The 20,711-nt window shown below is 37.6% G+C and carries 18 protein-coding genes; 6 read left to right on the top strand and 12 right to left on the bottom strand.

The window, feature by feature from the left end; genetic code table 11:
• Positions 1-14: 14 nt before the first annotated feature.
• From AC1RJ8_RS24540 to ettA, 4 genes are all read left to right on the top strand, one after another.
• Complete coding sequence (locus AC1RJ8_RS24540) at positions 15-1,514, top strand: RagB/SusD family nutrient uptake outer membrane protein (RefSeq protein WP_492956073.1); 1,500 nt, start codon at positions 15-17, stop codon at positions 1,512-1,514.
• A gap of 151 nt (positions 1,515-1,665) precedes the next feature.
• A complete protein-coding gene (locus AC1RJ8_RS24535) occupies positions 1,666-1,983 on the top strand; it encodes a hypothetical protein (protein ID WP_492956072.1) in 318 nt (105 codons plus the stop codon).
• A gap of 49 nt (positions 1,984-2,032) precedes the next feature.
• A complete protein-coding gene (locus AC1RJ8_RS24530; RefSeq protein WP_492956071.1) occupies positions 2,033-3,562 on the top strand; it encodes a DUF4394 domain-containing protein in 1,530 nt (509 codons plus the stop codon).
• Between the two features lie 639 nt (positions 3,563-4,201).
• Positions 4,202-5,881 (top strand): energy-dependent translational throttle protein EttA, encoded by a 1,680-nt coding sequence (ettA, locus tag AC1RJ8_RS24525; RefSeq protein ID WP_057932811.1) that lies wholly within the window; start codon positions 4,202-4,204, stop codon positions 5,879-5,881.
• 189 nt (positions 5,882-6,070) lie between these two features.
• Here ettA and AC1RJ8_RS24520 read toward each other — a convergent pair whose 3' ends face one another.
• The 7 genes from AC1RJ8_RS24520 to AC1RJ8_RS24490 form a co-directional block, all read right to left on the bottom strand.
• Complete coding sequence (locus tag AC1RJ8_RS24520) at positions 6,071-6,454, bottom strand: hypothetical protein (protein ID WP_492956070.1); 384 nt, start codon at positions 6,452-6,454, stop codon at positions 6,071-6,073.
• Positions 6,455-6,473: 19 nt separating this feature from the next.
• On the bottom strand, positions 6,474-6,821 hold the full coding sequence (locus AC1RJ8_RS24515) for a hypothetical protein (protein WP_492956069.1): 348 nt from the start codon (positions 6,819-6,821) through the stop codon (positions 6,474-6,476).
• Positions 6,822-7,036: 215 nt separating this feature from the next.
• Positions 7,037-7,771: a GDSL-type esterase/lipase family protein gene (locus AC1RJ8_RS24510; protein ID WP_492956068.1), complete on the bottom strand. Its 735-nt coding sequence runs from the start codon at positions 7,769-7,771 to the stop codon at positions 7,037-7,039.
• 44 nt (positions 7,772-7,815) lie between these two features.
• Positions 7,816-10,512, bottom strand: a complete 2,697-nt coding sequence (locus AC1RJ8_RS24505; RefSeq protein WP_492956067.1) for an outer membrane beta-barrel protein — start codon at positions 10,510-10,512, stop codon at positions 7,816-7,818.
• Positions 10,496-10,729: a DUF1456 family protein gene (locus AC1RJ8_RS24500; protein ID WP_029274124.1), complete on the bottom strand. Its 234-nt coding sequence runs from the start codon at positions 10,727-10,729 to the stop codon at positions 10,496-10,498. The genes AC1RJ8_RS24505 and AC1RJ8_RS24500 overlap by 17 nt, the downstream gene beginning before the upstream one ends.
• Before the next feature lie 247 nt (positions 10,730-10,976).
• Positions 10,977-12,281: a DEAD/DEAH box helicase gene (locus tag AC1RJ8_RS24495; protein WP_492956066.1), complete on the bottom strand. Its 1,305-nt coding sequence runs from the start codon at positions 12,279-12,281 to the stop codon at positions 10,977-10,979.
• A gap of 50 nt (positions 12,282-12,331) precedes the next feature.
• The gene (locus AC1RJ8_RS24490) at positions 12,332-12,550 is read right to left on the bottom strand and encodes a hypothetical protein (RefSeq protein ID WP_492956065.1); all 219 of its coding nucleotides are present in this window, start codon (positions 12,548-12,550) and stop codon (positions 12,332-12,334) included.
• Positions 12,551-12,787: 237 nt separating this feature from the next.
• Here AC1RJ8_RS24490 and AC1RJ8_RS24485 point away from each other — a divergent pair, with 237 nt between their 5' ends.
• Together AC1RJ8_RS24485 and AC1RJ8_RS24480 are read left to right on the top strand one after the other, a co-directional pair.
• Entirely contained in the window at positions 12,788-13,261 is a 474-nt protein-coding gene (locus tag AC1RJ8_RS24485; protein ID WP_057932807.1) for a ribonuclease H-like YkuK family protein, read from the top strand.
• Positions 13,262-13,545: 284 nt separating this feature from the next.
• Positions 13,546-14,013, top strand: a complete 468-nt coding sequence (locus AC1RJ8_RS24480) for an SRPBCC family protein (protein ID WP_492956064.1) — start codon at positions 13,546-13,548, stop codon at positions 14,011-14,013.
• On the opposite strand, the gene AC1RJ8_RS24475 is transcribed toward AC1RJ8_RS24480, so the two are convergent.
• From AC1RJ8_RS24475 to AC1RJ8_RS24455, 5 genes are all read right to left on the bottom strand, one after another.
• The gene (locus AC1RJ8_RS24475) at positions 14,014-14,592 is read right to left on the bottom strand and encodes a DUF4468 domain-containing protein (RefSeq protein ID WP_492956063.1); all 579 of its coding nucleotides are present in this window, start codon (positions 14,590-14,592) and stop codon (positions 14,014-14,016) included.
• Positions 14,593-14,688: 96 nt separating this feature from the next.
• Positions 14,689-15,714, bottom strand: coding sequence for a porin (locus AC1RJ8_RS24470; RefSeq protein WP_057932804.1), 1,026 nt, complete (start codon positions 15,712-15,714; stop codon positions 14,689-14,691).
• 37 nt (positions 15,715-15,751) lie between these two features.
• Positions 15,752-17,158, bottom strand: a complete 1,407-nt coding sequence (locus tag AC1RJ8_RS24465) for an ammonium transporter (RefSeq protein WP_492956062.1) — start codon at positions 17,156-17,158, stop codon at positions 15,752-15,754.
• A gap of 347 nt (positions 17,159-17,505) precedes the next feature.
• Positions 17,506-18,453 carry a tRNA modification radical SAM protein MnmL/YtqA gene (gene mnmL, locus AC1RJ8_RS24460; protein ID WP_440827188.1) on the bottom strand — a complete coding sequence of 316 codons (948 nt, stop codon included), beginning with the start codon at positions 18,451-18,453 and terminating at the stop codon, positions 17,506-17,508.
• A 655-nt stretch (positions 18,454-19,108) separates the two neighbouring features.
• Positions 19,109-20,551, bottom strand: coding sequence for an APC family permease (locus AC1RJ8_RS24455; protein ID WP_492956061.1), 1,443 nt, complete (start codon positions 20,549-20,551; stop codon positions 19,109-19,111).
• Between the last annotated feature and the right edge of the window lie 160 nt (positions 20,552-20,711).

The raw sequence follows: 20,711 nt of genomic DNA, 5'->3' as shown, positions 1-20,711 counted from the left end.
TTAACAAGATAATCATGAAAACATACCATAATCACATCATAAAATTCGCCATTGCAGCTAGTGTTATGCTTACCGCATCTGCATGTCGTAAAACTTATTTCCCCTCTGATAAAGCGGAAGATAGCGGACTGTTAACTACAATTGAAGGTAAGCGTACCGCCACTTTAGGTAATTATGCTACCCTAAAATCATTAAACTACGAAAATAATTACCATTGGCTTGCAGAGCTCCCTTCTGATGAAGTAGCTCAGGGGCAAAATTCATCAAGTGATGTAACCAATTTATATAAGTATACCCACCTGGTAAATTCTGCCAACGCCACTGCTTATTTCCAGCAAGCCTATTATATTGCATCTGCAACAAATAAAATCATTAAGCTTATTCCTGATGGTTCACCTGCAGATTTACTGCAAATTAAAGGCGAAAACTTATTCCTAAGGGCGATGTTGCACTTTAACCTGGTACGCATGTTCGGAAGGCCTTATGCACAGAACCCTACCACAAATGCTGGAGTTCCAATTTTGAGCGAAACGGTAAGTGAAACCGACGCCGCTATAATCAAAAGAAGTACAGTTGCCCAGGTTTACGATTTTGTAATTGCCGATCTATTAAAAGCTGCGCAATGTATCACCGTAGAGAAAAGCAATAGCTTCGCTACAAAAATGGCTGCTTACGCACTCTTATCAAGAGTTTATCTTTATATGGATAACAACACTAAAGCCGTAGAATATGCCAACTTGGTTATCAGTTCAAACAAGTATCAATTGATGCAAGATGCCGCCTATCAAACCTATTTCAGAGGTGATCCGGAAAAAAACACCGAAAATATCTTTGCCATCAAACACACCAAAACCGAGAACTACGACTATTCGGCTATTGGTTCCTTATACTATAGTGGAGACGCCAATGGTAACGCCTTAGGCCAGGGAGAAAGCGGATGGGGAGAAATATATGCTTCGGTAAAGTATTATAATTTTCTTAATAAATATCCTCAGGATAAAAGAAAAAGCTTTATTTCACCTTTAATCGTAAATGGCGTACAACAGTTAAATACAAAACTAACCCCTGCTGCACCTATTTATTATGTAAATAAAAATAACCTGCAAGAAGGCGTGATTAATTTAACATCACCTGTTTACCTGCGTTTAGCAGAGATATATCTAAACAGAGCGGAGGCTAATGCCAAGCTGAACAATACGCAATTGGCTTTAGATGATGTAAATGTAATTAGAACCCGTGCAGGAATCCCGACTTATACCTTGGCAGATGTTACGTCAACGCACAGTATTTTAGATATTGTACTGGAAGAAAGATGGTTAGAACTGGCTTTTGAAGGCCAACGGGCTTACGACCTATTTAGAAATAACCGCCCAGTGGTAAGAGATTACCCCGGTACACATTCTACCATTAATGGCTCGGTTAATCAAACCATCAACCCTACTGATGCGCGGGTAATTTATTTTATCCCACAAACCGAAAGAGATAAAAACCCTAATTTATCTCAAAATCCTTAATAATAATAAACGGGCTGGATTAATTCAGCCCGTTTATTATTTCCCTATTAGTAGTCTTCAAATGAAACTACAAAATAAATTATTCCAAAAAAATCTAAGAAAGTTTTTTTGCCGTATATGTAGCTAAGTCCATAAAATTGGATGAGACTCAATGGCGTCTATTTATCAAAGACTTTTAATCGTACTATTTCTCCTCATCGCTTTTGCAGGAAGAGTTGCAGTATATGCCATTACCACTCCAAAATCGCAGCAAGAAGTTCTAAAAGAAAACGGCAACAAAACTGATAAATCTTGTGCCAGCGAAAGTAACGAACAGCTAGAAGAGAAACTTAAACTCGAAGATCTGGCCATTAACAGAATATTCAATACTGCTTTCTTAAACATAACAAGATCAAAAGCCGTTCTTTTTGCTAGTGATTACAAACTTTTAACGCGCTACCCTCAAACACTAGAGTACCCACCTAAATAAGCAACCACGTTTGCCCTTAACTATTTTTCTTAATTAAACATTAAAAGACATGATTAAAACTAAACACTTAATCATAATGGCCCTATTGGCTATTGTGACCCCTATTTTATTTTCTGCCTGTAAAAAAGACAGAAACAACGATCCTGAACAGGAAATGCTCTCCCCCGGACCAGATGTTAATTTTTATGCATTAACAGCCGATGGCAAACTGTTGCTGATTAATGCAAAAAACCCCAATTCAGTTACCGCTCAGGTTACAGTTTCTGGTCTGCAGAGCGGAGAAACCATTTTAGGTATAGATTTTCGCCCGGCAACAGGACAGCTATATGGATTGGGCAGCACCAGCCGCTTATATGTTATTGATCCTAAAACCGGAGCAGCAAGATCAATTTCAGCAGCCCCCTTCACGCCTGCATTAAGTGGAACATCAGTGGGTTTTGATTTTAATCCTACTGTAGATCGTATTCGTGTGGTGACCTCGTCAGGTCAGAACTTGCGTTTAAATCCTGAAACAGGTAGTGTAGCTGCTACTGATGGAATGGTTAATGGCGTAGCTAACGCCAAGGTATCATCGGTTGCCTATACCCAAAATAAAGCTGGCGCAAGCACCACTGTGCTCTTTGATATCGATATTGCCAATGATAAGCTTCATAAACAAGATCCGCCAAATGATGGGAAATTGGTTGAGATTGGAAGCCTGGGTTTCGATTTTGAAGATATTGGCGGTTTTGATATTAATCCTGATGGTACAGCAGCATTAGCAGCTTTAACAACAGGTGGTAAATCTGGTTTGTACCTGATTGATTTAACAACAGGAAAAGCCTCGAAAATCAACAAGATAGACCAGCAGATCACTGGTATTGCAATCCCTACAGAAGCTGTTGCTTATGCGGTATCGAACAATAATGAACTTTTAATTTTCAATCCATTAGCCGCCAGCCCAACACTCGTGGTAAAAGCTATCACCGGTATACAACCAGGAGAAAATATTTTAGGTATAGATATGCGCCCCTTAAATGGCCAATTATTTGCCATTGGAAGTACAAGTAGGATTTACAGTATCAATGCGTCTTCAGGCCTTGCTGTCATGATAGGAACAGGACCATTAAGCACTTTACTTACCGCAACTCAAGTTGGTATTGATTTTAATCCAACAGTAGACCGGATTAGAATTGTTGGCAATACTGGTCAAAATTTTAGGGTAAATCCAACAGATGGCGTTTTACTTGTAGATGGCGCTATTTCACTAAGCACTGCAGCAATTTCGGGTGCAGCCTATACCAATAACTTTGCAGGCGCAACAACAACAGTATTATTTGATATTGATTCGACAAGTGATCGTTTATACAAACAAGACCCGCCAAATAACGGAACTTTAGTTGATGTTGGCCCACTGGGTATAAATGTAGAAGCCAACAGCGGTTTCGATATTGGTGGTACAAGCGGACTTGCCTACGGCATATTTACGGTTAGTGGCGTTCAGAAATTATATTCAGTAAATCTTACAACTGGTGCCGCAACTGCCGGTGCAACCATAAGCACTGCTGTTAGAGGATTTACATTAGGTTTAGGTTTTTAAATCACTTTATCAATCCATACCCCGTTTAAAAACAAAAGCCTTTCAATCCTGAAAGGCTTTTGTTTTTACTATTGTTTACGGTATCTACTAAGAATTATCCGCTAGCTAAATGTAAAACTTTTGTATTGCGTTACACAACAAGATATATTTTATGAACGAATTATGATAATTACATTAAAACGAGATTAAATTAGAGTTATTGGTTCATTTGTTATTGGTTCATTAGTTAGCATGATGTAGAAAACCATTCTGTGTTAATCTGTACTTCCGTTGGCTAAAAAGTTCATTTGTTCATTGGACATTGGCTTAATAGTTAGCATGATGCAGAACCATTCTGTATTAATCTGTGTTTCCCTAGCTAAAAAGGTTCATTTGTTCGTTAGAGATTGGTTTATTAGTTAGCATGATGCAGAAAACACTTCTGTGTTAATCTGTGCTTCTGTGGCTAAAGTTTATTAAAGTATAATCATAAAGCACTTTGTAATGGGCTTGTTGTTCTTATCTTTGTAAGCAATTTTGGTGTTGCCAATATTTAGTCGGGTTAACCCAGTCTATAAGAAGAGAAACTTTCGAGAAAACTGCTAACCTTCCTTTAATATCAACCATAGCATTAAACTACTTTAAAAACAATACATTATAATGTCTGACGAAAAAATAATCTTTTCAATGGCAGGTGTAAATAAAATTTACCCTCCACAAAAACAGGTTTTAAAAAATATTTACCTTTCTTTCTTTTACGGTGCCAAAATCGGGGTTATCGGTTTAAACGGTTCTGGTAAGTCATCACTTTTAAAAATTATTGCTGGTCTAGATAAGTCTTATCAGGGCGAGGTGGTTTTCTCGCCAGGTTATTCGGTGGGTTATTTAGCGCAGGAGCCGATCTTGGATCCTGAAAAAACCGTTCGCGAGGTAGTTGAAGAAGGCGTTGCCGAAGTAACTGCTATTTTAAAAGAGTATGAAGAAGTAAACGAAGCTTTCGGCTTAGAAGAAAACTACTCTGATCCTGATGCCATGGATAAACTGATGGCCAGACAAGGCGAGCTTCAGGATAAAATTGATGCTTTAGGTGCCTGGGAAATTGATTCGAAATTAGAAAGGGCTATGGATGCCTTACGTTGTCCTGATCCTGACACTAAAATCGGTGTATTATCAGGTGGTGAGCGCCGTCGTGTGGCCATGTGCCGTTTATTGCTTCAACACCCTGATGTATTATTATTGGATGAGCCTACCAACCACTTGGATGCCGAAAGCATCGATTGGTTAGAGCAATTCTTACAAAATTATGAAGGAACCGTTATTGCAGTTACCCACGACAGGTATTTCTTAGATAATGTTGCCGGATGGATTTTAGAGTTAGACCGTGGCGAAGGTATTCCGTGGAAAGGAAATTACAGCAGCTGGTTAGATCAAAAAGCAAAACGTTTATCGCAGGAAGAGAAAACAGAGAGCAAACGCCAGAAAACATTAGAACGTGAGTTAGAATGGGTACGTATGGCTCCAAAAGCACGTCATGCAAAATCTAAAGCACGTTTAGCCAACTACGATAAATTAGCTTCTGAAGATGGCAGAGAAAGAGAAGATAAATTAGAGCTTTTCATCCCCGCAGGGCCTCGTTTAGGTAATGTGGTTATTGAAGCAACAAACGTTACCAAGGCTTATGGCGATAAAGTATTATTCGATAATTTAAACTTCTCGCTTCCTCCTGCAGGTATTGTGGGCATTATTGGCCCCAATGGAGCGGGTAAAACCACTTTATTCCGTTTAATTACCGGACAGGAAGAAGCAGATGCCGGTACTTTCCGCGTTGGTGAAACCGTTGAGCTGGGTTATGTAGATCAGATGCACAACGATTTAGATGCCGATAAAACCGTTTACGAAAACATTACCGATGGATTAGACAATATCCAATTGGGTACCAAAGCCGTTAACGGACGTGCCTATGTTTCAAAGTTCAACTTTAATGGTGGCGATCAGCAGAAAAAAGTAGGCATCCTATCGGGTGGTGAGCGTAACCGTGTACACTTGGCTATTACCCTGAAAAAAGGAGCCAATGTATTGCTACTGGATGAGCCAACCAACGATATCGATGTAAACACTTTACGTGCACTGGAAGAAGCTTTGGAAAACTTTGGTGGTTGTGCCGTAGTAATCAGTCACGATAGGTGGTTCTTAGATAGGATCTGTACGCATATCCTTGCTTTCGAAGGTAATTCTGAAGTTTATTTCTTTGAAGGAAACTATTCAGATTATGAAGAAAACCGCAAGAAACGTTTAGGTGATGTTACTCCAAAACGCATCAGATATAAAAAATTAAATTAATAAAAAGTCCCAATGAGAATCGGGACTTTTTTGTTTTGAGAAGCGTAATTTTATAATGTTTTAAAATACTTAGGGGTTAGAAAGATAACTTCAAAAACAATAAACTGTCACATTGAGCCTGTCGAAACGCTTACAATAAATCTATTTAAGTCCTTCGACAGGCTCAGGATGACAAATTTTTCTCATAATCTATGCAGGCTGAAAAGGCACAGGCCTTTGGTTCTCTTTCGCTTTGCGTTTACCTCTAAAAAAGAAGTACAGGTTGATAAACAGCATAATACCGAGATAAATTGAGAAGCCACCAATCTTCGCACTCAAAGCCTCGATTAAATTGCGGTAATCGTTAGCACCTATGGTAATCTTCATAATGAGCAGTGCAAAGCCAATGTTCAGCAGGTAAAAACCCGTTTCGAAAAGTTTATTCGTCGCGTTGGCAATCTCTTCCCTTCCTTTAAAAATATCCAACATATATACCTTACTGTTTTTGAATAACGTTTTTGAAACATAAAAAGTTAAAAAAAGTGCAACTGGTAAATAAACTGCATAGCCGATTAAAATTTTGGTCGTTTCCATAATTGAAAATTTTAGATTGTTATTTTATTAATTTATGAATGGTATTGGTGAGCAAATAGATATTTAAATAGTGAAGAACAGAGAGAATGCATACAATGGTGGCAACCTTTACAGCCATTACCTCGATTAACTGTTGTGGGGAAATGATCGTCTCCCATCCTACCAATGTCATGGAACAGTAGCCAATATTTACCAGGTAATAAGAAACCAGTAGTGATTTATTAATCTGCCTGCAGAGATCGAGATGATCTGGAATGAGTTCGGCCACAAATATATTTCCGTTCCGGTAGCAGATTTTGCCAACCACAACAATGATGAATACGATAACCGTAATAAAGATCCCATAGCCGAGTATATTGTAATCCATAACCAACAGCTTTAAATTATTTAACTTTCAGGAAAAATTGAAAATATAGATTAAAAAAATAAGCCTCTTTAAGGCATTTTTAGATTGTTATATTCTTCATTCTCCCCTTCACGATGTAAAGCTAAATAAACATTATTAAACTTTCAAATATTATTGAAAGTTTATAAAAAGAAAAAAACCGTGAGGACAAGCTTATTTACAGAATCAGAAACCGCTTAATGACGGTTTTTCAAGGCTTTTTTAATCGCAACCTCGGTTACGCCTTCCATTATTTTATAACCTGCCAGGTTGGGATGAACCCCATCAACCGTTAGTTCGGCACGTTGCCCTCTTCGTTCATCTACCAGCGGTGTCCAATAATCTAAAATGGTATAGTTTCTTTCTTTGGCGTAGGCCACAATCTTTTCATTTAAGTTCACAATGCTATCTGCCGCTTTAATGCGCTTATTCCATGGATATTCGTAAACGGGCAGGTATTTACAGAGTATCACCTTAATGTGATGCAACCTTGCCAGTTCTGCCATCGATTTAATGTTATCCATAATCTTGTCGTTAGTAACATGGCCTGTATTACCAGCTATATCATTGCTCCCCGCTAAAATGATTACTACCTTTGGTTTAAGGTTAATTACATCCTGCCGGAAACGGATAAGCAATTGAGGCGAAATCTGTCCGCTTATCCCCCTATCCAAGTAAGGTTTATCCTTAAAATACTCAGGATCTTTTTGCTTCCAGAATTCGAATATCGAACTCCCTAAAAAAACAACTCTTTTTTCTTTTCTGGTTGGTGGCGGTAAAAGTTCATTTTCTTTCTGGTACTTGCTCAGCGTAGCCCAGTCATCAGCAAAATTCTCTTTTTCAGGTTTATTACTTAACGAATCTGTCTTCAGCTGTGCAAATGAACTGCTTGCTAAGACCAATAAAAACAGGATTAAGATTTTACTTTTCATGGGTTATTCGATTTGAACAAAACGCTAAACTAACTAATTCCCGATTAATTAAATTCTACTCCACTTAAATTTACATTCGTTCTGCCTTTTTTATTGCCGAACTGGCTCAGGTTATAACCCAGTGTGGCCTGCACAAAACGGCTGATAAAGCGCGTTCTGTTTTCGGATATGGAATTATTGGTAATACTCGTACTAAAAAGCGCGCCTTGATTAAACAGATCGTTCGCCTGGATAGAAAAAAGGAGTTTATTATCCTTTAAGAAAGAAGTATTTAATCCCATGTTCACCAATAATGGATTGCCGGCATATAGGCTATAGCCAAAATTTAAACTTTTAGAGGCTGATGCATTTACCCTAAACCGCTTATTTGGAATCCAACTGGCACTGCCATTTAAAGCCAAAACCTGGATGTTCTTAATGTTCTGGTTCATTACCGAATAAGTGTTTGAGCTAAAGCTATACGATACACTGCTATTGAAGGAATATTTTTTCTCATTCAGGTTAAACCTAAAAGCATTCGAAACATTAATTCCACCACTCCGGTTTAATACATTTTCGGTATAAAAAACATTGCGGCTATAGGCGATATTCCCATTAATGGAAATCGACAGTTTATTGGTTAACAACCGTTTATTGAAGGAATAATTACCACCGATATTATAAATACCATTTACATTCTCGTAGCTAGTTTGCTGTTTTAAACTGTTTAGCGTATCTCTCAGAAAAACCGTATTACTTACTACACTATTAAATGCAAAAGTTCCCGATAAACCTGCCATAATACTCAATCCAGATTTGAGGCCAAATTGATTAAAGCTCAGATCGGCAGTATGGCTCGAAGTTGCCTTCAGATCCGGATTACCAATAATCAGATTCTGTACATCGTTATTGTTTCTAACGGGTTGTAGTTTATTAAAATCGGGAGAACTGGTATAACCATTATAGCCAAAACTCAAATTTCCATTATCTTTAATCTGATAACTTAAATTGGCAGATGGGGAAAAATTTAACTGATAGTTTTTCAGCTCTTGACCAGTATTCTGGTATTTACCGATAATAATGCTGGGCGAAAAATTGAGTCCTAAATTATAACTGATCCGCTTTGCATTGGTATTAAAACCGATACCGAAATTCTGATTAATAAAATTAGATACATAATCCTGCCCAAGCGAATCGACAACAAAACTGTTTCCTAGCGGGTTGGTAACCGTTGTAGTTTGCAAGTTCCGGCTCCTGCTAACCGAAAAACGGTAAGACAGGTTAATAAAACTATATCCTGTACTGTCATTTGTCTTTTTTAATGAATTGGAAAACTGGAAATTACCCCCAAAATTGGAATTCGAGGTATTATTATCAACCAATCTGTTCAGTAAAGAATCTTTAACCAGTACATTGGTGGTTTCGTTGTAGTACCTGATAATATCATTAATTGTACTGTTCGAATTTCCTTCGCTTGTACCAAAATTAAATCCCATAGATAACGACCGCCTATTATTAGCCAACCGTCTAGACCAATTGATACTTCCATTAACATTGGGATTACTGTTCCGTGAACCTGAATTAGAAATCAGATCCTGCTTGATAAACCCTGTTTTATTGGAAGTAGAAACCACATCGTTATGGGTACTGGCCAAAGCCCCACTAAGCGAAATGTTAAAATAATTCTTTTTTGTGGCTCCATTTAAACCAAGATTGATATTATTGTTTAGCGATCTGGAATTATTGGCACTTTCTCTTAAATCGAATATTGTTCCCTGTGGGTTAAACGTCTCCAGGTAATTACTCTGAATAGATTTATTAATTCCATTACTAAAATGATAGCCGCTGTTAAAGCTAAATTCCTTCGAAATTTTGTCTCTGATATTACCGTTTAAACCTCCATTGTTCATTTTGGTAAATTCATTATCGGTTATCCCATAACGGCTTCCAAAGCCAATTTGCTTCGTTTTTTTCCAGATGCTACCATTACCACCAAAGTTGTGGGCATTATTGGTCGCAGAACTCATATTCACTCCGCCAAAAACACCTTTGTCCATGCCAGGTTTAGTAACCAGGTTTAGCATTTTTTGTGGTGTACCCGTTTTTATACCTGTAAAATTGGCTTCATCACCATAATCCTCAATAACCTCAAGTTTGGCAATAATATCGGCGGGCAACTGCCTGATGTAATCTTCTACATTACTGGTAAAAAAATCTTCTCCATTTACCCTCAACTTGGTCATTTTTTTGCCCATGGCCGTAACAGCGCCTTTTTCGTCGACCTCAATGCCTTGCAGCTGCTTTAACAAGTCTTCTACTTTATCATTTTCTCTTACAGTATAGGCAGCAGCGTTATACTCAATCGTATCTTTCTTGATCTTGATGGGATCTACCTTTACTTTAACCTCTACATCCTCGAGACGGATGGTTTCCATTTTGAGCATAATAGGTTCTAAAACGGCGTTTTTTTTCGAAGATTCAATTTCGTAAATAGAGGAAAACGGCTTGTAGCCCAATGCAGTAATGCTAAGATAGAACTTATTTCGGGTTACTTTTGCGAATGTAAAGTTACCCTTCGCATCAGAATTTGCGCGGAGCGTATCTTTATCGGTAATCAATCGGATGCTTACGCCCTCAACAGGCTTCTTCAAAGAATCGATTACATTACCATTTATTTTAAACTGAGACTGAGCGAGAGCGTTAAAGGAAAGTGTGATCAGTATAAAAAATAATAAAAAGCATAAATTATTGCTTTTTTTCATCCCTCGGACCTCTTTTGTAAATCACAAGACCATTTAAAAAATTACGCAGAATCTGATCGCCACAAGGTTTAAAATTCTCATGGTCTTCATTTCTGAAAATATCGCCCAGTTCTGCCTTGGTTACCTTAAACCCAACGAGGTCGCAAATGGTTATAATATCCTCTGTTTTTAATGATAAGGCTACTCTTAGTTTTTTTAATATATCGTTGTTGCTCATTTTTAATGATTGAATTAGAGAATGTCTGAATTAGTGAGTGATTGAGTTAGCGGATTATAGCGTAATTAGATTAGAGAATTAATGAATGAGTGTATTGCGCTATTGAATAAACGGTTGAATAAATAAATTATTGAATGACTACAAAAATAAATCTCGAACTTTAATTCCCATTTTACCAATGAACCAATGAACCAATGAACCAATGAACCAATGAACCAATGAACCAATGAACCAATGAACCAATGAACTAACTGGCTACTTCTAATTTAAGTTTTTTTCCTTTAATTTTTTCGCCGCTTAACGCTTTCAATAATTTATCTACTTTGTTTCTTTTAACGGCAACATAACTGTTGGTGTCTTTAACCTCGATGAGGCCAAGGTCTTCTTTTGTTAAATTACCTTTTTGCAAAAATAAACCTACAATATCAATTTTGTTAATTTTATCTTTTTTGCCATGCGCAATGTATAAAGTTACCCAATCGCTAGCTTCTGGCAATTTATACTTTTCAGATAAAACTTCCTCCTCAATATCATCCGGTAAATATTTATAGTTCTCTTCTGTAGTTAAAATGGCATAGGCTGTTCCTTTTGCATGCATCCTTGCCGTTCTACCATTTCGATGAATATAGGCATCTTCGGTGTAGGGCAATTGATAATGTACAATATGCTCTACTTCAGGAATATCCAGACCACGGGCAGCCAGATCTGTTGTGATTAAAATCCGATGGCTACCATTTCTAAATTTAAGCAATGCCTTTTCGCGATCGAACTGCTCCATCCCACCGTGAAAAACATCGTGTCCTAAACCGTTTTCGAAAAGTAAATCACTTATCCGATCTACCGTTTCCCTGTGGTTACAGAAAACCAAAGTATTTTTACCACCTATTTTACTCAGTAATCTGAAAAGGTAATCTAGCTTATCGGCTGCAGGTGCAGTTATTTTTTTGAGCTTTAGATCTGGTTTTGCCTCAATATTTTTTGAAAAATCAACTTCCACAGGCACATTTAACTTTACAAAAGCCGGAATTTCTTCCATTTTGGTTGCAGAAGTAAGTATACGCTGTTTTAGCGAAAGCAGCGAACCAATGATGTAAGACATGTCTTGCTCAAAGCCAAACTCCAGCGCTTTATCAAATTCATCTAAAACTAAGGTTTCGATAAAAGATTCGTCAAAGTTTTGATGCTCTAAATGGTAAGCTATCCTGCCAGGCGTTCCGATCAGGACGGCAGGGGGATGTGCAAGATTATTCTTTTCTATCCGTACGGCATGGCCACCGTAACAGCAGTTTACTTTGAATGAAGTACCCATTTGTTTAAAAACCTGCTCTATTTGTAAGGCAAGCTCTCTCGAAGGAACCAAAACTAAGGCCTGCACCCCTTTTACTCCGGTTTTTAGGTTAGAAAGTAATGGCAATAAAAAGGCCAGCGTTTTCCCCGAACCCGTTGGCGCAATTAATATTACATCTTTACCAGTCTTGGCTGCTTTTACAGCAGACTCCTGCATCTCATTAAGTGCAGTAATGTTTAATTTTTTTAAGGCATTTTCTATCATTCTGCCATAAAGGTAATCATTTCTCTTTACGCCCAGAACTACAGCCTTAGTTACGGCTTGAAAAATCTTTCCCTTAGTTTCCGCAGCGTAGCAAAGTTTAATCTTTTCTCGAGCAACATTAACATGTTACCACGTTTAGACATTGATGACAGCACTTTTTCGTTAACGGCATCAACCGAAGATAAGATCTTGTCAGCCAGTTCATCTGCAAATTTATTCGCTCTGCTATTTTGTAATAACTGGAGCTCTTGAATTAATTCTGCTCTCATAATTAAGAATTTTTAATGAATGTACAAATATTAACGGACCGAAGAATAATTTGTTTCAACAAATAATAAGTTCATCTAAACTATTATCACTAACTTGTTGATAACTAACTTTTTGTTAGCAAATAAACAATCTAACCTTAACACATATTTAATTTTTAGCACTTATTTTTATAAAAACCTGATTACCATTCGTCCCAAAGGGATTCCTTTGGATTTAACCTCAAAAAACACAAATGTATGACGTGGAAAAAATTTAGTGGTGAAATTATTCAATCTTCAATCCTCGAAGAAGTAGAAAACGCGATTATCAGAGAAAGTCAAAACGGCTTTAAGCTTAAAGTTTGCATCGGCACCGATTCGCAGGTAAAAGGTGCAGTAACCGATTTTGCGACGGTAATTGTGCTGCTACGAGAACATCATGGCGGTTTTATGTACATCCACCAGGAAAAAAGCACACAACAGGTAAGCATTAAAGAAAGGATGTTGATGGAAGTACAAAAATCAATCGAAACCGCTTATTCTATTTGTGATTTACTTGATATTTACGATGTGGCTTTAGAAGTACATGCCGATATCAATACCAGTCCGTCGTTTAAATCGAACAAAGCACTTAACGATGCTATGGGATATATTTTAAGTATGGGCTTTATTTTCAAGGCTAAACCGGAGGCATTTGCCAGTTCTACCTGTGCAGATAAAATGGTGCATTAAATGAGTCGGAAAGCTTGGGCTTAGAGGTCCGAAGTCGGGTACCGTCATTTCGAGCGCAGCCGATAAACCCGTCCAGATAGATCTCTCCATTCCACTACGTTCCAGTCGAGATGACGACCCATTTTTTTGGAATCCGTTAATAATAGCGGAATGGAGAAATTTATCGGATCAAAAATGTAGATCTTTTTTGCGATCGCTGTGCCTTCATTCTGCGAACTTTGCAGTAAAACCTAAACTATCCTCAACAAAACCCCATCTTTGTTGTTGTGCTTTAAAACGAAAACTTGAAAACGTATAGATTAGAATTTACACAAAAACTTCCTGTTGATCTGGATACCGCCTGGGATTTTTTTTCGTCGCCAATGAACCTGGCCGAAATCACCCCAAAGAATATGACCTTTGATGTAACCTCACCAAACATTATCAATACCAAAATGTACCCTGGCCTGATTATCACTTATAAGGTTGCCCCCTTATTCGGCATTAAGTTAAATTGGGTAACGGAGATCACACACGTTAAGGATAAGGAGTATTTTATCGATGAGCAACGATTTGGTCCATTTGCTTTCTGGCACCACCAGCACCATTTCGAAAAAATAGATGGCGGTATATTAATGCACGATACCTTACACTATAGCATTGGCTGGGGACCAATCGGTGTTATTGCAAATGCCATGGTGGTGAATAAAAAAATCAACGAAATTTTTAAGTTCCGCTATCAAAAAGTTGAAGAATTATTTGGCAAGCTTTAGTTACCACTTTTTAGTAGAAATGGTTTCTGCTTTCTTTTTGGCTTTTTCTACCCTATTGGTGGCCAAATACTTCTTAAAATCATCGCCAAATTTTTCTATTTTGTTATAGGCGCTGTTTAAGATATCTTTCCAGGCGCCGGCACTAAGTTTACCTGGCGTACGCTCTAAAGGCACGCCAATTTTTGTAGTCGCTACAAAATTCCCATAACGGTCTCTTTGATAAGGGATAAACAGAAAATCAGTTAACCAAAATCTATATTTGCCATTACGTGCCTCAAAAACGAAATTGTAACTTACTTCTCCGCTTGGATGGCCTGCTACCAAAATTGTTTTGTCAATTACCATCGTCCCTTTAGCCAAAACAGAAGAATCGGTAGCACTTTCTTGCCTCATCGATTTTTTATAAGCCACATTAACAAAAGATTTAGCCCTTTGCAATAAGGTATCTTTGCTTATCAATTGCGAATCTATCACCTGATAATAAATAAATTTACCATTATCATCTTTCAAAAACTGTTTTTGCTGTGCAGATAATTGAATTGAAAAAAGAGCAAGAATAATAAAAAGAAGATGTTTCATTTGAAATTGGTTAACAGGCAGATCTAATGATTTAAAGGTACGAAAAAGCCGTCCCTATTTACATCTGGACGGCTTAATATTAATAATTTTGTTTCCTTAAAAAGCGTAAACTGCTGCCAGAGAGAACTGGCCACCATTTGGTGCCGCAGCGCCACCTTCTTTGAAGAACGGTTTATCACTGTTATGGTCTAATCTTACCTCTGGGATAAAGGTTAAACCACCAGATTTAATGTTTGCGGTAAGCGTCACTGCAGTAAAAGCAGTAGCTGGAACTGCCCCCGCGGCTTTAAATTTAAAGTACTCACCTCTTAAACCTAAAGTTACTGCATCCAATACAGCAAATTGAGGGTATAATGCTGCACCTGCGTAACTTCCCGGTACCGAACTGTCTTTAATATCGTAATTGGCTGCATTTAAACCCAATTTAAATTTCTCTGTAATTTGGTATGAAGTGGTTAAATCGATAATTGTTCCATACCCGCCAAAACCAGCACCAGATAAAGCATTGATGTAAGCAGTCCAGCCTTCAACAGGAGCAACCATTAACTGGCCACCGATAGCCGAAACGCCTCTCGAAGCGGAGTAAACGTTCCAATCGTTAAATAAACCAGCCATTAAACTTACTTTATCGCTGAATTTATAAGTGGCTTTAATTCCCGCATTTTGGAATGGACCATTGGTAAACAGGTATGAAGTAGAATAGTTAAAGTTTCCAACCGGTGAAATTACCTCATATCCAATGAATGTACCCATGTAACCTGCTGTCATACTAAACTGATCGGTAAAATCGTAATTAACATATAAGTTTTGAATATTAAAAGACGAACCTCCGGCTGCCGCATCTGGAATAGATTGCGATTGTCCTCTTGGTCCAAAAGAAAGTTCTCCAACAAATGAGGCCTTGCCTGTTTTTTTCTTTAAAGCAATATCAATCATACCTAATGATACCGAGTTGTGATCAGTTACAAAAGATGTTTTTCCATTTAATGGATTTTTAGCAAAATCGTATTTAAAATACGTATCTACCGATCCTGAAATTTCAAGTGGTGATGTAGTGGTCTCTTGAGCCAGGGCACACGTAGTGCTGGCCATTGCAAAAATAGCGGTTAAAAGTTTCTTCATGTTTGAGCTTGTTTTGAGTTTAGATATTATAAAATCCTTAAGATATTGGTTCTGTTAATGGACTGTTCTTTTCGATATAGATCGCTCTTTCTTCAACTAGCAAGGTACCTTGAGAGTATTTCTCGTCATGTTGAGATGCATCAAGACCGATTTCCTCTTCTTCTTCTGATACGCGGATCGGCTGAATTAAGTTAATGAATTTGAAGATGATGAATGATACAACAAAACTAAAGAGTATTACAATTACAGCACCTTTTAATTGCGTGATAAAGAAAGCCGGGTTACCATAAAACAAACCATCAGCGCCAGCAGCATTTACTGTTTTTGTTGCAAAAACACCGGTTAACAACATACCAACGATACCGCCAACACCATGACAAGGAAAAACGTCTAATGTATCATCTAAACTGGTTTTTTGTTTCCAAGAAACCACAAGGTTAGAAATAACTGCGGCAATAGCACCAATAAATATACTAGATGGAATACTTACAAAACCTGCACCTGGTGTAATGGCTACCAAACCAACTACTGCACCGATACAAAAACCTAAAACCGAAGGTTTTTTACCTCTTGCAACATCAAAGAACATCCACGATAAACCTGCGGCACCAGCAGCGGTATTTGTAGTTAAAAATGCGGAAACAGCTAAACTACCTGCGCTTAATGCAGAACCTGCATTAAAACCGAACCAACCGAACCATAATAAACCAGTACCGATTAATACATAAGGGATATTTGCAGGCGGAACTTCTTTATGCTCTAAGTGAGATTTTCTACGTTTTAAAACCAATGCACCAGCCAATGCAGCCATACCGGCAGAAATGTGAACTACGGTACCTCCAGCAAAATCCAATACACCCATTTTAAATAAGAAACCTTGTGGGTGCCATGTCCAGTGGGCTAACGGAGAATAAACGAATATTGCGAATAAAACAATAAATAAAATGTATGAGGTAAAACGGATACGCTCAGCTACGGCACCTACCACTAAACCTGGTGTAATAATGGCGAACATTAATTGAAACACAGCAAATAAAGATAGCGGGATGGTTAAGTCTGCACCTCCCTGAAGATGAGGTGCTCCAGAATTTACACCTTTAAAGAACAAAAACGTTGATGGATTTCCAATAAAGCCACCAATAGTGTCTCCGAAGGCTAAACTAAAACCTACTACTGTCCATAAAACTGTAATTACTCCTGCTGCTACCACACTTTTAATCATGGTAGATAATACATTTTTACGATGAACCATTCCACCATAAAAGAATGCAAGGCCTGGAGTCATTAAAAATACAAGTGCAGCTGCAATTAATATGAATGCAATATCAGGCCCACTATACTTGCCTTCATCAAAATTAGGAAGAAGTGGAATAAATAGAGCGAAAATTGCGACAATCATCAATATCGCAAAAGGCGCATACTGTTTAAAGGAGAATTTACTCATAGTTTTTAGTTTAATTTGTTTGTATTGTTTAAAATAATTGAAATATGCTTGATTTATTTTTCTAAAAATACGACATATTGCAGTTTCTACACCATTTAATTGAAATATTTTAATAAAAACAAGTGATTTTTATAAAACAACACAAAAATTAACCTTAAAAATAAAAATAACAAAAAATACAGGGGATTTTAATACAAGTTTTTAATAAAAACAAAATCATATATTAACCTTAAATTATACGATTTTACCTAAAATTTATAAAAAATTGCCCCAAAAAACTGATCAATAGCAGAAAAACCCATGAAATTTCATGGGTTTTTAAAAAAATCGTTAAAAAATTTAACTTTTTACGAAAAATAAGCAGATCCTTGAACTACGCCTCTTTTTTCAATTTCTTTATCCATATAGGTTTGAATTGCCGATTTGTTAAGCCCCCAGTTAGGCGCAATCAACAAATCCCAATCCGAAATACCAAAAAGCCGCTGAATAACAATATCCGGACGTAATAAAGGGATTAACTCACAAAGTAAATCGGTATATTCTTCAAGAGAAAACAATTTAAAGGGCTCCTTTTTGTACTTAGCGCCCATTATAGATCCTTCTACAACATGAAGGTGATGGAACTTTACAAACTTGATTTGTGGGAAACGGTTAATTTCATGAATGTAACCGTACATCTGCTCGCGGGTTTCCCACGGGAAGCCAAAAATGGTATGTACGCACAGATCGAGCTTACTATCTTTTAAAAGTTCTACCGCAGCAACAAATTCGCCGTGACTGCAACCCCTGTTGATCTGATCGAGGGTTTCATCATAGATCGATTCCATGCCCATTTCTAAATCTACATCAAAGCGGTCGGTATAACTTTCTAACAAAGCAACCTTTTCTGCATCTATACAATCAGGACGTGTACCTACAGCAAAACCAACAATATCTTCGGTATTAATCGATAGCGCTTCATCATACATCATCTTTAAATAATGTACCGGCGCGTAAGTATTGGTGTTTGGCTGAAAATAAACAATATACTTATCGGCTTTATAAGAGGTTTTTGCCCTTAACATGCCTTCGGCAAGCTGATCTTTAATATTTGGATTTTTACGTGAAGGCTCCGGTGTAAAAGAATCTACATTACAATACGTACATCCACCGTAACCTTTGCTACCATCGCGGTTAGGGCAGGTAAAACCACCATCTACAATTACTTTAAATACACGCTGCCCTTTATACTTTTCGCGCAAATGCGTGCCGTAATTTTTATAACCCTTTATCCCTGAATCTACTAGTGTTCCCATTATTTGCAAAAATACGGTTTTTGTTCGAGACGTGAGGTTAGATTTGAGAGATTAGACGTGAGATTTGAGATTGGACTTACAATTAGGGTTTAGGGTTTAGGGTTTAGGGTTTAGGGTTTAGGGTTTAGGGTTTAGGGTTTAGGGTTTAGGGTTTAGGGTTTAGGGAAAACAATTCCGAATGGCTAAGTTTTAAAAAACATTAATTTCTTTTTAGAAAAGCAAATCCTGTGTTTCATGGCAGTGTTAGTCCCGCCACATGCTCATATGCCTGCAGGCCTTAGGCGCAGGGCCGGTATCCGCCATGTCGGGTTTAGAAACTGAGTTTACTGCACAGTTCTGAGTTAACTAAACCCGGTAGCAGCGAACACGATCCCGATTTTTTCTATCGGGAGAAGTAAAGCGGATAACGGGGCTTTCGGAACCGATTGGCACTGAACCCTGCTTTTCAAAATGTGAAAATGGGATGTGAGAAACAAAAAAACCTCTCAGATTTTAAAAGTCTGTGAGGTTCCGTTGTAAATTTCCTTCTCGTACCGTCATCCTGAACTTGTTTCAGGATCTATCCTATCACTAAGATGCTGACCACGTAGTAGCTATAAGGCAATTAAAAATACTATTTCTACCTTGTAAAACAAGTTCAGCAGGACGACCCCGGCTAATCCTGCTGTTCTTTTTTATTAATGAAAAAGTAAACAGGCACCCCCAGTAAAACAATCACGAGCCCTGGCCAGGTATACTGCTGTTTATATATTAAAAGCAAAATACAAAATGCCGCTCCTATCAATAAATAAATAATCGGTGTAACTGGATACAACCAGGTTTTGTAAGGCCTTTCAAGACTGGGTTGTTTTATCCTTAAATAAATAACACCAAAAACAGTAATCATATAAAAGAGCACAATAACAAAAGAGATCATATCTAAAAGATTACCATATTGCCCACTTAAACATAAAGCAGATGCCCAAATGCCCTGCATCCAAAGTGATCTTTCAGGAACTCCATTTTTATTGTTTTTTAATGCTGCTTTAAAAAACATCCCATCTTTTGCCATGGTTTGAAAAACCCTTGCACCTGCTAATACAATTCCATTAACACAACCGAAAGTAGAAATCATGACTAACAATGCAATTACAATTGTGCCGATTCCACTACCGAAAATCTGTTCAGAGGCTGCAACAGCAACCCGATCATTGAGGGCGAAAGCAATACTATCTCTGTTTAGGGTATTGAGATAGATAAAATTGACCAATAAATAAAGAATCATCACTGCCGAAGTACCTAAAACCATAGAACGTACTACATTTTTCTTTGGATTTTCGATTTCTCCCGAAACAAAAGTTACGTTTTCCCAAGCTACACTTGAAAATACCGAACCAACCATGGCCGCTGCAATTCCGCCCATTATTGCCATTCCGGAAATGGATTCCCATCCCGATTTCAGAAAATTGCCGCTCGGATCTGTTTTAAGATTATTAAAAGCATCCCAGGCATAGCCCATATTTCCGGCCCAAAAACTGTTTTTCACCAGAAGAAAGCCTAAAATAATTAAGCCGATTAAAGCAACAATTTTAGACCCAGTAAAAATATTCTGCAGAATTTTACCGCCTTCAACACCTTTTGTATTAATATAGGTTAAAAGCAGAATCACACCGATGGCTAAAATCTGTATCCAGGTAATTTTATAACCGCCGCTTTGAAAAATTGGAGCAGCATCGTTTAAAGCTGGTATTAGATAGGCTGTAAATTTACCAAAAGCGACAGCAACAGCAGCAATAGTGCCGGTTTGAATTACAGTAAATAAGCCCCAACCGTAAAGAAATCCCATCATTTTGCCGAAAATCTCTTTCAGGTAAGTGTATTGCCCACCTGCTTTGGGAAACATGGAAGAAAGTTCTCCATATGAAATTGCGGCGGCAACTGTCATCACCCCAGTGATTACCCAAACCACAATCAGCCAATAACCGGAACCTAAATTCCGCATGATGTCGGCACTAACAATAAAGATTCCGCTTCCGATCATTGAACCCATTACCAGCATGGTGGCATCAAAAAGGCTTAATTTTCTTTTAGAAGGTCCGTCTTCTTTTTCAATATTCATTTTTAGTTTGGTTTAGTTTGTGGCTAATTTATTTAAAAAAAAGAAAATAGGAGTACTTCGTTTGTATTATTTTAACTGGGCAAAATTTTATTCTACTTCGCATGAAAAATTTAATCACAAGAAAAATATTTTATTATCTTGCTAGATATAAGTACGTAGT

It is taken from the genome of Pedobacter sp. GW822-FHT03F06, from assembly GCF_058801365.1.
This window is presented reverse-complemented; position numbering and strand designations above follow the sequence as displayed.